The sequence below is a fragment of the Leifsonia sp. Leaf336 genome (assembly GCF_001423695.1).
Lineage (GTDB): Bacteria > Actinomycetota > Actinomycetes > Actinomycetales > Microbacteriaceae > Leifsonia.
Window position 1 is genome coordinate 744,523 of sequence record NZ_LMOZ01000003.1, and the last position, 13,046, is coordinate 757,568.

Here is a 13,046-nt window from a genome sequence, read left to right on the forward strand (position 1 = left end):
GTCTCGTCAACAAGAAGATTCCATCCTGCGCGCGCTCGTAGGGCAGCGCGAAGCGATGCCGCGACCCCGGCCCCGAGTGGGCTGCGACCGAGGTTGGAGTCAGCGCGCGGGAACCGCGTCGAAATAGGCGCCGGACGCGAAGTCCTCCAGCAGCGTCGGCCCGGTGGGCGTCCAGCCGTAGCGCTCGCGCGTGATCGCGCTGGAGGCCGGGATGTCCATGCCGAAGAACCGTCCGATCCAGCCGAAGTGCCCGTCCACGTCCTCCGGCGCGATCGATTCGACCGGGAGGCCGAGACCGGTTCCGATCGCCTCGGCGATGTCGCGGGTCGGGATGCCCTCCTCGCCCACGGCGTGCACGCGCGCCGCCGGGTCGCCTGCTCGAGGGCGAGCCGGACGAGGTGCGCCGCGTCGAGGCGGTGCACGGCGGGCCAGCGGTTGCTGCCGTCGCCGACGTAGCCGGCGACGCCCTTCTCGCGGGCGACCCGCACGAGCTCGGCGCTGAAGCCGTGGTCGCCGTGGCCGTGCACCGTCGGCGAGAACCGCAGCGCGACGGGCCGGACGCCGCGGTCGGCGTACTCGAACGCGAACGCCTCGCCTCCTCCACGTGGCGCGTCGGCGCCGATGTAGGGCGACGGGACGTCCTCGGTCAACACCTCACCCGGTCGGGCGACGATGCCGGAGGCGAAGAGGAACGGCCGGTCGGAGCCGGCGAGCGCGTCCCCGATCGTGGCGACGACGGCGCGCTCGGTGCGGCCGGCTCCGGCGTAGTCGGAGAAGTCGTGCTTGAAGCCGAGATGGATGACCGCGTCGGCAGCGGTGGCGCCCGACCGGATGCTCTCCAGGTCGTCGAGCGAGCCGGGCACCGGGGTGGCGCCGGTGGCGCGGATGCGCTCGGCGGAGGCGTCGGAGCGGGCGAGGCCGGTCACCTCGTGGCCGGCGGAGAGCAGTTCGGGGACGACGGCGGATCCGATCCAGCCGGATGCCCCGGTGACGAAGACGCGCATGGGAATGACCTCCAGAGTCGGTGGTGTTCGCATTGATGTCAGTGACTGTCGTCAGTGACTGACATCACGATAGCACCGATGACAGCAACTGTCATCACGTCTTCCGAAGCCGCTACACTTGCGGCGTGGGACGCTGGACACCGGACGCGCGCGGCCGCCTCGAGAAGGCGGCCATCGAGCTGTACGCCGAGCGCGGCTTCGAAGGCACGACCGTCGCCGACATCGCGGAGCGCGCCGGCGTCACCGAGCGCACCTTCTTCCGGCACTACGCCGACAAGCGCGAAGTCCTCTTCGCCGGCTCGTCCGCGATGCAGGAGGCAGTGCTCGCGGCGATCGCCGCGGCGCCGGCCGACGCGCCGCCGTTCGCGGTCGCGGCCGACGGGATGCGGGCCGCCGCCGCGCTCATCGACAGCCGCGGTGCGGACTTCCCGCGCCGGCGCTCCGCAGTCATCGCTGCGAATCCGAGCCTCCAGGAGCGCGAGCTGCTCAAGCTGGCCTCCCTCGCCACCGCTAGCGGCGAGGCGCTGCGCGCCCGCGGCGTCGCCGAACCGGCGGCCAGCCTGGCGGGCCAGGCCGCGGTCGGCGCCTTCCACGTGGGCTTCGCCCAGTGGATCGCCGGCCCCGCCGACGCGACCCTGACCTCCCACGTCGAGCAGGCGCTGCGCACCCTCCCGACCCTCGCCTGAGATCGTCCGGGGCTACCCGAGAACGGAGTCGATCGCGGCGAGCTCGTCCGCGGTGAGAGCGGGCGCACGCAGGGCGCCGAGGTTCTGCTCGAGCTGCGCGACACTGCTCGCGCCGATGATCGCCGACACGACGACCGGTTCGCGCAGCACCCACTGCAGCGCGAGCTGCGCGAGGCTCTGCCCGCGCCCGGTTGCGATCTCGTTCAGCGCGCGCACCGTCGTCAGCACGTCGTCCGTGAGGTCCGACTCGTGCAGGAAGACGCTCGTGACGGCGCGCGACCCCTCCGGCACGCCGTTCAGGTAGCGGTCGGTGAGCATGCCCTGGGCGAGCGGCGAGTAGACGATCGCGGCCGCGCCGGCGTCCTCCACCGCATCGAGGACGCCCTCCTCAGGAGTGCGGTCGAACATCGAGTAGCGCGGCTGGTGCAGCAGCAGCGGCGTGCCGCCGGCGGCGAGCAGCCCGGCGGCCGCCTCCGTCTGGGCCGCGTCGTAGTTGGAGACGCCCGTGTAGAGCGCTTTGCCCTGGGCGACGGCGGTCGTCAGCGCGCCCATCGACTCCTCGAGCGGCGTCTCGGCGTCGGGGCGGTGATGGTAGAACACGTCGACGTAGTCGAGCCCGAGTCGCTGGAGGCTCTGGTCGAGCGACGACAGCAGCGACTTGCGGGAGCCCCACTCGCCGTACGGGCCGGGCCACATCAGGTAACCGGCTTTGGTGGACACCACGATCTCATCGCGATACGCCTTGAGGTCGGTGGCGAGGATACGGCCGAAGAACTCCTCGGCGGCCCCGGGAGGCGGCCCGTAGTTGTTGGCGAGGTCGAAATGCGTCACGCCCAGGTCGAACGCACGCAGCACGATCGCGCGCTGCGTGTCGAAGGCGCGGGCCGTGCCGAAGTTCTGCCAGAGGCCGAGTGACAGCGGAGGCAGCCGGAGCCCGCTGCGTCCGGCGCGGCGGTAGGGCATCGAGTCGTAGCGGGCGGGATCGGCGACGAAATCAGAGGGCATGGCGACCAGCCTAGGGGCGCGCGTGCGACATGTCGGCGCCTTTGAGTACCATGCCTGCCATGGACACCATCGAGTGGCTCCTCGACTCCGATCCGAGTATCCGCTGGCAGGTGCTGCGCGACCTCGCCGGGGCGTCCGACGAGACCGTCGCCGCCGAGCGCGACCGCGTCGCCACAGAAGGCTGGGGCGCGCACCTGCTCGACCTGCAGGGCCCGGACGGCAACTGGGACGGCGGGGTCTACCGGCCCGGCTGGGCGCAGGAGGACCGGCCGTTCTTCGACGCCTGGACCGCGACCCACTTCGTCCTCCAGCAGCTCGTGGAGTTCGGCGTCGACCCCCGGCACCCGCGCGCGCTCGAGGCGGTGTCGCACGTGCGCGATCACGTGCGCTGGGATCACGGAGGCGAGCCCTACTTCGACGGCGAGGTCGAGCCCTGCATCAACGGTGTGGTGCTGTCGGTCGCCTCGTACTTCGGGCAGGACGGCTCCCGCGCGGCCTCGACCTTGGCCGGTGGCCGGCTCGAGGACGGCGCCTGGAACTGCTGGGCCGAGTACGGCGCGCGCGTCTCGTCCTTCCACTCGACGATCTGCGCCGTCGAAGGTCTGGCGGCGTGGCAGGCGACGGGACGAGCGGACGCGGACTCGGCGGACGCGCTGCGATCGGGCGACGAGTACCTCCTGGCCCGCGGCCTCTTCCGCCGGCTGAGCACGGGCGACGTCGCCGACCCGCGGATGACGATGCTGAGCAGTCCCGTGCGCTGGTTCCACGACATCCTGCGCGGGCTCGAGCATTTCCGCAGCGTCGACCGCCGCGACCCGCGACTTCAGGAGGCCGTGGAGCTGCTGCGGTCGAAGGCCGACGCCGACGGCCGCTGGAACCTCGAGAACCGGCACGAGGGCCCCACCTGGAACGACTTCGGCGACAACGAGGGCATGCCCAGTCGCTGGGTCACCCTGCGCGCCCTGCGCGTCCTCCGCTGGTGGGACGCCGCGCCACCAGAGTGACGCAGGCCGCTACGGTCACGCCTCGACCAGCGGCTCCTTCGGCAGGCGACGCACCTTCTGGCGACGCTTGCGGCGGTCGGGGATCATCGAGCGCATCTCCTCCAGCTTGCCGAAGCAGAGCAGCCGGTCACCAGCCTGCAGCTCGACGCCGCTGCGCGGGTTCGGGATCACCGTCGCGCCACGGTGCAGGGTCAGCACCGTGATGTCGCGGTCCCACAGCCCCGACTCCTTGATGGTTTTGCCGATCAGGTCGGCGTTGCCGTGCACGAGCAGCTCGGCCACGCCGTAGCCGCGCGAGACGCTCAGGCGCTGCCGCACGTCGATCTCGGGGAACGCCACCTGGTTGTCGATGAAGTCGATGATCGCGCCGGCGACGTCGAGGCCGGTCGCGCGCTCGATCCCCTCCAGGCCGGGGGAGGAGTTGACCTCCATCACCAGCGGGCCTTCGTGGCCTTCGAGCATGTCGACGCCGGCGACGCGGAGGCCCATGATCTGCGCCGAGCGCACCGCGGCCTCCTCGTACTCGGGCGTCAGCTCCACCTTCTCGACCGTGCCGCCGCGGTGGACGTTGGAGCGGAACTCGTCGCCGCTCGCGACCCGGCGCATCGCCGCGACGACGCGGTCTCCGACCACGAGGGCGCGGATGTCGCGACCGCGGCTCTCGGAGATGAAGCTCTGGATGAGGACGTTCTGCTTGGTCGAGTGCAGGGTCTCGACGATCGACTCGGCGATCTTCGCCTCCGGGGCGAGGATGACGCCGATGCCCTGCGTGCCCTCCAGCAGCTTGATGACGACCGGCGCCCCGCCAACCTGCTCGATCGCCATGCGCACGTCGGCGCGGCTGTTCACGAACGTGGTCGCCGGCATGCCGATGTTGTGACGGGAGAGGATCTGGTTGGCACGCAGCTTGTCGCGCGAGTTGGTGATCCCGTTGGCCGTGTTGGGGGTGTAGACGTCCATCTGCTCGAACTGCCGCACGACCGCGGTGCCGTAGTACGTGATCGAGTTGCCGATGCGCGGCAGCACCGCGTCGTAGTCCGACAGCAGGCGACCCCGGTACTGCAGGTCGGGCTCTTCTCCCGAGAGGTCGATCGCGAACCGCAGGGTGTTGAGGACCTTGACGGTGTGGCCGCGGTCCCGGGCCGCGGCGCGCAGGCGCTGGGTCGAGTACGCGTGCGGAGCGCGAGAGAGGATGGCGAGCTTCATCGATGGATCCTGCAAAGATAGGGGGATGGCCGGTGACCTCCATTCAAACACCCTGGTCGTGGGGTGGCGTGAATGGGCGAGCCTGCCCAGCATCGGCATTCCGTGGATCAAAGTCAAGGTCGACACCGGAGCACGCAGTTCGGCCCTGCACGCGTTCGATCTGGAGGAGCTGCCCGGCGACCGGGTGCGCTTCACGGTGCACCCCTGGCAGGACGCCGACAGCGATGCCACCGTCGTCGAGCGCCCCATCCACGACCGCCGCGTCGTGCGCAGCTCCTCCGGCCACACGGAGGAGCGGATCGTGGTGCTGCTCGAACTCTCGCTCGGCGCGCAGACCGTGCTCGCCGAGACCACGCTGAGCAACCGCGACCAGATGGGGTTCCGGATGCTCGTGGGCAGGGAAGCCCTCCGCCAGGGCTTCGTCGTCGACCCCGGTCGCTCGTTCCTCGCGGGGCGGGCGCCGCGGGAGGTGCGTCGGCGTAATCGAGGACGCTCGGTGTAGCGGGTGACCCGCACCGCCGTCTCGTTCAGCCGCGGCCTCGCGCTGCTGGTCGCCGCGACGTTCTTCATGGAGAACCTCGACGGCACGATCATCCAGACCGCCGCACCCACGATGGCGCGCGAGTTCGGCGTGGCGCCGGCCGACGTGAGCGTCGCGATGGTCGCCTACCTCCTCGCCGTCGCCGCCGGCATCCCGGCCACCGGCTGGCTGTCGCGGCGGCTGGGCATCCGTCCGGTGCTGATCACCGCGATCGTCGTCTTCACCGCGGCGTCGCTGCTGTGCGCGTTCGCGCCCTCGCTGACGCTGCTGACCGTCGCGCGCGTGCTGCAGGGCATCGGCGGCGCGCTCATGGTGCCGGTGGGGAGGCTCGCGGTGCTGCGCGACATCGACCCGGTCGACCTGCTCGACGCGATCGCGTACCTCACCTGGCCCGCGCTCATCGCGCCGGTGATCGCCCCGGCGCTCGGCGGCATCCTCTCTGACACGGTCGGCTGGCGCTGGATCTTCCTGATCAACCTCCCGCTCGGCATCGCGGCCTTCGTGGCGGGGCTCGTCCTGGTGCCGAAGACCATCCGCGAGCCCGGCCTCCGCTTCGACGGCCGTGGTTATGCGGCGATCGCGCTCGCCCTGGTGCTGCTGACGGCCGGAGCGGAGGGGCTCAGCGCCGAGGACGCCCGGTTCCAGCTCGCCGGCGGCGCCGCGATCCTCGTCGCGATCGCGATCGGCTGGGTCGCCATCGGCTCGTCGCGCGGCAGGGAGCACGCGCTCTTCGACTGGAGTGTTCTGCGCCTCCACTCGTTCCGCGCCGGCAACATCAGCGGCGGCGTGTACCGCATGATCATCACCGGGGCGCCGTTCCTGTTCACGCTGCTGTTCCAGCTCGCCTACGGGTGGAGCGCGACGGTCGCCGGCCTCACCGTCATCGCGATCTTCGTCGGCAACCTGGCGATCAAACCGTTCACGACCCCGCTGATCCGGAGGTTCGGCTTCCGCACCGTGCTGATCTGGTCGAACCTGCTCGGGATGCTGGTGCTGGCCGCGTTCGTCGGCATCGGCCCGGCGGCGCCGCTGCCGGTGCTGCTCCTGCTGCTGGTGGCGAGCGGCGTGTTCCGGTCGATCGGCTTCAGCGCGTACAACACGCTCCAGTTCGCCGACGTGGAGGCCGCCGACACGAACAACGCGAACACCCTGGCCTCCGCGCTGCAGCAGGTCGCGACCGCGCTGGGCCTGGCGGTCGTGGCGGTGTTCGTGCGCGCCTCCACCGCGGTGGCGGAGGGCGTCACCGGCTCACCGCTGCCGGGCTACCACTGGGCGTTCGCGCTCGCCGCGGCACTGCTGCTGATCCCGCTCGGGGGCGCCTTCCTGCTCCCGCACGACGCGGGCGCCCGCGCCACCGCGCGCCGCTGACCCAGCCGAAGGGCACGTTGTTGTCCCCTTCGCGCGTCGAGGGGGACAACAACGTGCCCCTCGACGCGCCTGTCGGGAGGTTCAGCGGAGGCGGTTCTCCTCTTCGCGTTCGAGGCGCTCCTTCTCGGCGTCCTTCGCCTCCTGCTCCTTCTGGATCTCCTCTTCGCGAGGCGTCTTGTTCGTCACGTCGCTCCTCCGTCCGCTCAGCGGTACCCGCACCCTATCCCGGCGCCTGCACCGGCGAACAGTCCGTTCGAAGGGCACGTCGTTGTCCCCTTCGCGGCCCGAGGGCGACAACGACGTGCCCCTCGGCCGAGGAGCGCGCGGTCTACGCCGGGCGCGGGCCGAGCGTCAGATCCACGAGCCGCTCAGGGAGGCCGGGGTCGGCGGGGGTGCGCGCCAGCGCGCGCAGCATGATCGCGCCGATGAGGGCCTCGCTGACCTCGTCGACGGGGAGGTCGGCCCGCACCTCTCCGGAGTCGCGGGCGGCGCGCAGCCGCGGCGCGAACAACCGCGGGTCGGCGAGCGACTCGCGTAGCCGTTGCGCGACCTCGGCGTTCTCGGACGCCGCGGCGATCAACGACCGGAACAGGCCCTCCCCGGCCGGGCTGTCCAGCACGCTTTCCACCGCGGCGAGCCACGCGATCAGGTCGGCGCGCAGGTCGCCGCTGTCGGGCACGGCGAAGCGCTCGGGCAGCAGCATCCCCTCGAGGAGGCAGTCGGCGATGAGCGCGCTCTTGCCCGACCACCACCGGTAGACGGTCTGCTTGCCGACGCCGGCGCGCGCGGCGATGCCCTCGATGCTGAGGTGGTCGTAGCCGCGTTCGGCGAAGAGCGCCGCCGTCGCCTCGAGGATCGCGACGCGCGCGGCCTCGCTGCGCACGGCTCCCCGTCGACCTTCAGGCATGCTCACAGCCTACATACATTCAACGAGACGGACCGTTGCGTATTCTTCTCGGCGGGACGTCGAAAGGACCGCACATGGCCGAACTGCTCTACCGCCTCGGGAAGTTCTCGGCGCGCCGCGCCTGGACGGTCATCGTGGCCTGGCTCGTCGTGCTCGGCATCGCGGTGGGAGGCTTCCTCGTCGGCTTCAAGGGGCTCACCAGCTCCTTCGACATCCCCGGCACCGCGGCCGGCGCCGTGGTCGACGAGCTCACGCACAAGCTGCCCGACTACGCCGGCGCCTCGGGCACGGTCGTGTTCCGCACCGACGACGGGTCGGCTCTGAGCGACTCGCAGAAGAAGGCGATCAGCTCGCTCATCGCCGACGCCGACGGACTCCCCGACGTCTCCGGCGTCATCGATCCGTTCTCGACCGAGGCCGAGCGCTCGGCGCAGCAGGCCAAGGTCACCGACGGACAGTCCCAGCTCACGGCCGGCCAGTCGCAGCTCGACGCGGCCAAGGCGCAGCTGACCTCGGGCCAGCAGCAGCTCGACGCCGCGAAGGCGCAACTGGAGGCCGCCCCGGCGGGGAGCATGCCGGCCCAGCAGCTCGCCGCTGCGCAGGCCCAGCTCGCGGCGCAGCAGAAGACCATCGACGACGGTCTCGCCCAGCTAGCCGCGCAGCAGTCGCAGCTCACCGCCCAGCAGAAGCAGCTCGACCAGGGCGCCGAGCTGCTGAAGCTCTCCGAGAACATCCGCATGGTTTCCTCCGACGGCTCGACGGCGCTGGTGAACGTCGCCTTCACCAAGCCGCGGCTCGAGCTCTCCGAAGACGCCAAGCAGGCCGTCATCGACCACTTCGAGTCGACGAAGGTGGAGGGCGTCACCGTCTCGTTCTCGACCGACATCGCTCAGGGCGTGCCGCAGATCGTCGGCGTCGGCGAAGCGGTCGGTGTCGTCTTTGCCGCGATCGTGCTGATCGTGGTGCTCGGCTCCGTCATCGCCGCCGCCCTCCCGATCGTCACCGCGCTCTTCGGCGTCGCGGTCGCCGCGCTGGGGTCGCTGGCGTTCTCGGGCGTCGTCGACATGGCCTCCGTCACCCCGGTGCTGGCGATCATGCTCGGGCTGGCGGTCGGGATCGACTACTCCCTGTTCATCGTCAACCGGCACCGCAAGCAGCTGCTGGAGGGCGCTGAGCCGCGGGAGTCGATCGGTCTCGCCAACGGCACCTCCGGCAACGCGGTCGTGTTCGCGGGCACCACCGTGGTCGTGGCCCTGCTGGCGCTCAACGTCACCGGGGTGCCGTTCCTCGGGCTGATGGGCACGGTCGGCGCCATCGCGGTCGTGCTGGCTGTGCTGATCGCCGTCACCCTGACCCCCGCGATCCTCGGTCTCCTGAAGCTGCGCGTGCTGGGTCGCCGGGCTCGCGCGCGCGTCGGCCAGGTGCACCACGACGACACCACGGCCAAGCCGATGAAGACCTGGCGGGCGGTGGTCACTGCGGTCGGTGCCGCCGTCGTGCTGCTGATCGTCGCCATCCCTGCGCTCTCGATGCGCGTCGGGCTGCCTGACGGCTCCTCCGAGCCGGTCGGCTCGACCACCTACGATGCGTTCACGGTCACCGAGAAGGCCTTCGGCGCCGGCACCACCGGCCCGCTCCTCGTCACGGCGACCGCGAAGGACGCCGTCGCGAAAGACGACGTGACCTCCGTGCAGCTCGACATCGCGCGCACCCTCGCCGACCAGAAGGACGTCGTGGCCGTCGCGCCGATCGCCGTGTCCGGCGACCGCACGCTGTTCGCGTTCCAGGTCGTGCCGGAGGAAGGCCCGAACAGCGTCTCGACCGAGAACCTCGTCAACGCGCTCCGCGGCCTCGACGCCGTCGACGGCAAGTACCAGCTGGGCGTCTCGGGCCAGACGGCGATCAACCTCGACATCTCGGCGAACCTGGCCTCGGTGCTGCCGCTCTACCTGGCGGTGGTGGTCGGCCTGTCGCTGCTCATCATGATCCTCGTGTTCCGGTCGATTCTGGTGCCGTTGATCGCGACGGGAGGCTTCATCCTGTCGCTGTTCGCGACGTACGGCGCGATCACCGCACTGTTCCAGTGGGGCTGGGGCGCCGACGCGCTCGGCATCCACACCGGGCCGATCCTGAGCTTCCTGCCGGTCATCCTGGTGGGCATCCTGTTCGGCCTCGCGATGGACTACCAGCTGTTCCTGGCCTCCGGGATGCGGGAGGCGTATGTGCACGGCGCCTCCGCGCGGCTCGCCGTGGTCAAGGGCGTCCGGGCCGGCCGCTCGGTCGTCATCGCCGCCGGGCTCATCATGATCTCCGTCTTCGGCGGCTTCATCTTCAGCGAGTCGACCATGATCCGCTCGATCGGCTTCGGTCTCGCCTTCGGCGTGCTCGTCGACGCGTTCGTCGTGCGCATGCTGCTCATGCCGGCGCTGATGCACCTCCTCGGCCGTTCGGCCTGGTGGCTGCCCAAGTGGCTCGACCGCATCATGCCGAACGTCGACGTGGAAGGCGCGGCCCTGGAGCGCCGGCACCACGTGTTGGCGCCTGCCGAGGAGGCAGCGGAACCCTCGGCGGAACCGGCGCGGGTGTAGCGCCCGGGCGTCGCCCGCGCCGCCCCTACTCGCGCAGCAGTGAGCGGAGGGTCGCAATCGTATCGGCCTCCGCCGCCGGCTTGTCGTCGCGGTAGCACTTGACCCGCGCGAACCGCAGGGCGATGCCGCCGGGGTAGCGGGACGACCGCTGCACGCCGTCGATCGCGATCTCGACCACGGTGGTCGGGGCGACCCAGACGGTTCCCGGGGTGCGACGCACCTCGATGCGCTGGAACTCCTCGGTCTGCCATCGCAGCAGCTCGTCGGTGAGCCCCTTGAACGTCTTGCCGACCATCACGAAGCCGCCCGGCTCGCCGAAGGCGCCGTCCGGATCGCGCGCGCCGAGGTGGAGGTTGGAGAGCAGCCCGCGGCGGCGCCCCGAACCCCATTCGCACGCGAGAACGACCAGGTCGTAGGTGAGCACCGGCTTGACCTTGATCCAGCTCGACCCGCGTCGCCCTGCGGCGTAGGACGAGTCGATCGCCTTCACCACCACGCCCTCCTGGCCGGCCGCGAGCGCCTCGCGCGACACCCGCTCCGCGGTCTCGGGGTCGTCGGTGACTTCGCCGGGGATCCGGTACTCGCCGGCCACCCGCTCCAGCTCGTGGCGCCGCACCGAGAGCGGTTCGTCGAGCAGGTCGCGCCCGTCGACGTGGAGGATGTCGAAGAACCAGGGATGGAGCGTCGTCTCCCGCGCCGCCTCCGCGGGACCCTCGGTCGCAGGCTCCCTCGGCGCTGGGGTCGCGGCATCGCTCCGCGCTGCCCCTGAGCTCCACCGCGCAAAGCGCGCCATCGTCTCCTGGAACGGCCGGGGGCCTCCGTCTTCGTCGAGCGACAGCGTCTCGCCGTCGAGGATGAGGTCGCGAGCGGGCAGCCGGCGCACGATCTCGACCACCTCGGGCACGCGGTGCGTGATGTCGGCGAGGTTGCGCGTGAACACCCGCACGCTGTCGCCGGAGCGGTGCACTTGGATGCGCGCACCGTCGAGCTTGTACTCGACCGAGGCGGGTCCCGTGGTCTCGACCGCCGCCGCGGCCGACGACGCGGTCGCGGCGAGCATCGGCAGCACGGGACGCCCGACCTCCAGGCCGACGGCGTCGAGCTCCTCCGCCGTGCCGGTCAGCGCGATCACCGCGGTCTCGCCGAGATCGCCCGTGAGCATGGCGGCGCGGCGCACGCTCGGGCCGGGGCGACCTGCCGCGCGCGCGATCGCGTCGATCAGCACGCCCTCCAGCGCGCCCGTGCGCATCTCTCCGAGGAGCACGCGGCGCAGGAGGTCCTGCTCGCCGGCCGTCGCGCGCGCGGCGAAGTCGCGCAGAGCCGCGCTGCGGTCGCTCGCCGAGCCGGCGCCGCCGAGCGCCGCCAGCTCCTCCAGCAGCGCGTCGAGGTCGAGGACGGTCAGCGTCGGTTCGTCGGCCGGCTCCCCGATCACCGCGGACACGCCGCGCCAGCCCACGCCGGCGCGACCCTGCCGCGGCTTGCCGACCAGCAACCCGACCGCCGGGGCTATCTCGTCGGGCGCCAGCTCGCCGAGGAGGCCGGCGAGCGCGTCGACTTTGGCCAGCCGCGAGCGTGTGGCCGCGACCGTATCGAGTGTGGTGACTACCGTCTCGAGGAGCACGTCCTCAGTGTTCCACCGACCTCCGACTCCTGCTGAGACTTACGCCGAGGGGGTGGCCACTCCGCGACCGAAAGTGATCGCGCGCACGATCTGCACGATCCCGAGCACGATCAGGCTGATGCCTGCCAGGATGAACAGCACCACGATGCCCCAGAGCGGGCTGAACAGCAGCACGATGCCGGCGATGATGCTCAGGATGCCGAAGAAGATCGACCAGCCTCGCGATGGAGAGTCGCCGAGCTGGGCGAGCGCGACGGCGCCCTCCACGATCCACGCGATGCCGACCAGGATCCCGATGAACACGGCGAGGAAGGCGGTCGTGCCGGCGAGGTTGGCGAACGCCACGATCGCGGCGATCACGAGCAGGATGCCGAAGATGATGTCGAGCGCTCGGGCGCCTCCGCCGATCCCCTTGGCGAAGATCCCGATGCCGAGGTAGGCGATCCCGGAGACGAGCAGCGAGATCGCGATCAGGACCGTCAGCCCGGCCGCTGCGGTCTTGGGCCAGAAGACGATGATGACACCGATGATGAGCGCGACGGCCCCGCTGATGCCGAGTGCGACGCGCACGCTGTTGATGACCGCAGGCGTCAGGTCTCTGCCGTTGAGCGAGAACGACGCGAAAGCGGATGGCTGAGAAGTGGACATCGCGGGACCCTTCTGGTGGAGCGGACGGACGTGTTCGGACGCTATCGCTGCCGCGCGCACGCTGTCTAGGGCCGTCGTACCCGGCGCGTAACAGGAGTCAGTAGTCCTCGCGGCCTTCGCCCAGGACCGCGAGCGTGTCCTGGTCGATCGCCCAGTCCCGCAGGGCGCGTTCGAGCTGTCTGCGCGTCCATTCGTGCGAGACGCCGTCGGCCTCGCCGAGCCGTGCCAGGCGGTCGAGGCGTTCGGCCGCCGTACCTTCGAGATCGTCCATGGTTCGTGCCTCCTGGCGACGATCCTCGCGCTGTGCGTGCTGCGGTGCAAGAGCCTGGAAGCCACCGCGCGCACCGCCCGATACCGCGATGGCGGCGACACCTCAAGTGCTCTTCGTGACCTCGAAGAGGGTACGGACGGGAGGTCCAGAACCGTCCCGTAGCGTCGCCGGATGCCCGCGGTCGGAACAGGCCGGCA

The 13,046-nt window shown here is 71.1% G+C and carries 12 protein-coding genes and 1 pseudogene; 5 read left to right on the forward strand and 8 right to left on the reverse strand.

Features of this window, described 5'->3' with window-relative positions:
* Positions 1 to 99: 99 nt before the first annotated feature.
* Positions 100 to 357 (reverse strand): nucleoside-diphosphate sugar epimerase, encoded by a 258-nt coding sequence (locus ASF88_RS21030; RefSeq protein ID WP_235493561.1) that lies wholly within the window; start codon positions 355 to 357, stop codon positions 100 to 102.
* Positions 358 to 431: 74 nt separating this feature from the next.
* A pseudogene (locus tag ASF88_RS21130) lies at positions 432 to 1,037 on the reverse strand (NAD(P)H-binding protein); the annotation flags it as partial.
* A gap of 92 nt (positions 1,038 to 1,129) precedes the next feature.
* Between ASF88_RS21130 and ASF88_RS19000 the strand changes: the two are divergent.
* Positions 1,130 to 1,690, forward strand: coding sequence for a TetR family transcriptional regulator (locus ASF88_RS19000; protein ID WP_055922535.1), 561 nt, complete (start codon positions 1,130 to 1,132; stop codon positions 1,688 to 1,690).
* A 12-nt stretch (positions 1,691 to 1,702) separates the two neighbouring features.
* Here ASF88_RS19000 and ASF88_RS19005 read toward each other — a convergent pair whose 3' ends face one another.
* The gene (locus tag ASF88_RS19005) at positions 1,703 to 2,695 is read right to left on the reverse strand and encodes an aldo/keto reductase (protein WP_055922538.1); all 993 of its coding nucleotides are present in this window, start codon (positions 2,693 to 2,695) and stop codon (positions 1,703 to 1,705) included.
* A gap of 59 nt (positions 2,696 to 2,754) precedes the next feature.
* Between ASF88_RS19005 and ASF88_RS19010 the strand changes: the two genes are divergently transcribed.
* Positions 2,755 to 3,699, forward strand: a complete 945-nt coding sequence (locus ASF88_RS19010) for a hypothetical protein (RefSeq protein ID WP_055922541.1) — start codon at positions 2,755 to 2,757, stop codon at positions 3,697 to 3,699.
* 15 nt (positions 3,700 to 3,714) lie between these two features.
* On the opposite strand, the gene rimK is transcribed toward ASF88_RS19010, so the two are convergent.
* Entirely contained in the window at positions 3,715 to 4,905 is a 1,191-nt protein-coding gene (gene rimK / locus ASF88_RS19015) for a 30S ribosomal protein S6--L-glutamate ligase (protein WP_055922544.1), read from the reverse strand.
* Positions 4,906 to 4,930: 25 nt separating this feature from the next.
* On the opposite strand from rimK, the gene ASF88_RS19020 reads away from it, so the two are divergent.
* Both ASF88_RS19020 and ASF88_RS19025 read left to right on the forward strand, forming a co-directional pair.
* Positions 4,931 to 5,407 carry an ATP-dependent zinc protease family protein gene (locus tag ASF88_RS19020; RefSeq protein WP_055922547.1) on the forward strand — a complete coding sequence of 159 codons (477 nt, stop codon included), beginning with the start codon at positions 4,931 to 4,933 and terminating at the stop codon, positions 5,405 to 5,407.
* A gap of 3 nt (positions 5,408 to 5,410) precedes the next feature.
* Complete coding sequence (locus ASF88_RS19025; protein WP_157498432.1) at positions 5,411 to 6,814, forward strand: MFS transporter; 1,404 nt, start codon at positions 5,411 to 5,413, stop codon at positions 6,812 to 6,814.
* Positions 6,815 to 7,142: 328 nt separating this feature from the next.
* Here the strand turns inward: ASF88_RS19025 and ASF88_RS19030 are convergent, their stop codons facing one another.
* Positions 7,143 to 7,721, reverse strand: a complete 579-nt coding sequence (locus ASF88_RS19030; RefSeq protein WP_055922550.1) for a TetR/AcrR family transcriptional regulator — start codon at positions 7,719 to 7,721, stop codon at positions 7,143 to 7,145.
* 74 nt (positions 7,722 to 7,795) lie between these two features.
* Here ASF88_RS19030 and ASF88_RS19035 point away from each other — a divergent pair, with 74 nt between their 5' ends.
* Positions 7,796 to 10,309: an MMPL family transporter gene (locus ASF88_RS19035; protein WP_055922553.1), complete on the forward strand. Its 2,514-nt coding sequence runs from the start codon at positions 7,796 to 7,798 to the stop codon at positions 10,307 to 10,309.
* Positions 10,310 to 10,334: 25 nt separating this feature from the next.
* On the opposite strand, the gene ASF88_RS19040 is transcribed toward ASF88_RS19035, so the two are convergent.
* The 3 genes from ASF88_RS19040 to ASF88_RS20555 form a co-directional block, all read right to left on the reverse strand.
* Complete coding sequence (locus ASF88_RS19040; RefSeq protein WP_055922555.1) at positions 10,335 to 11,930, reverse strand: ATP-dependent DNA ligase; 1,596 nt, start codon at positions 11,928 to 11,930, stop codon at positions 10,335 to 10,337.
* A 39-nt stretch (positions 11,931 to 11,969) separates the two neighbouring features.
* A complete protein-coding gene (locus tag ASF88_RS19045; protein WP_082519065.1) occupies positions 11,970 to 12,578 on the reverse strand; it encodes an HdeD family acid-resistance protein in 609 nt (202 codons plus the stop codon).
* A gap of 97 nt (positions 12,579 to 12,675) precedes the next feature.
* A complete protein-coding gene (locus ASF88_RS20555; RefSeq protein WP_157498433.1) occupies positions 12,676 to 12,849 on the reverse strand; it encodes a hypothetical protein in 174 nt (57 codons plus the stop codon).
* Between the last annotated feature and the right edge of the window lie 197 nt (positions 12,850 to 13,046).

Excerpts from the sequence above, each read along its gene's own strand:
- ASF88_RS19005 (WP_055922538.1), bottom strand. The coding sequence starts at position 2,695 with ATGCCCTCTGATTTCGTCGCCGATCCCGCCCGCTACGACTCGATGCCC.
- ASF88_RS19010 (WP_055922541.1), top strand. The coding sequence starts at position 2,755 with ATGGACACCATCGAGTGGCTCCTCGACTCCGATCCGAGTATCCGCTGG.
- rimK (WP_055922544.1), bottom strand. The coding sequence starts at position 4,905 with ATGAAGCTCGCCATCCTCTCTCGCGCTCCGCACGCGTACTCGACCCAG.
- ASF88_RS19020 (WP_055922547.1), top strand. The coding sequence starts at position 4,931 with ATGGCCGGTGACCTCCATTCAAACACCCTGGTCGTGGGGTGGCGTGAA.
- ASF88_RS19030 (WP_055922550.1), bottom strand. The coding sequence starts at position 7,721 with ATGCCTGAAGGTCGACGGGGAGCCGTGCGCAGCGAGGCCGCGCGCGTC.
- ASF88_RS19035 (WP_055922553.1), top strand. The coding sequence starts at position 7,796 with ATGGCCGAACTGCTCTACCGCCTCGGGAAGTTCTCGGCGCGCCGCGCC.
- ASF88_RS19045 (WP_082519065.1), bottom strand. The coding sequence starts at position 12,578 with ATGTCCACTTCTCAGCCATCCGCTTTCGCGTCGTTCTCGCTCAACGGC.
- ASF88_RS20555 (WP_157498433.1), bottom strand. The coding sequence starts at position 12,849 with ATGGACGATCTCGAAGGTACGGCGGCCGAACGCCTCGACCGCCTGGCA.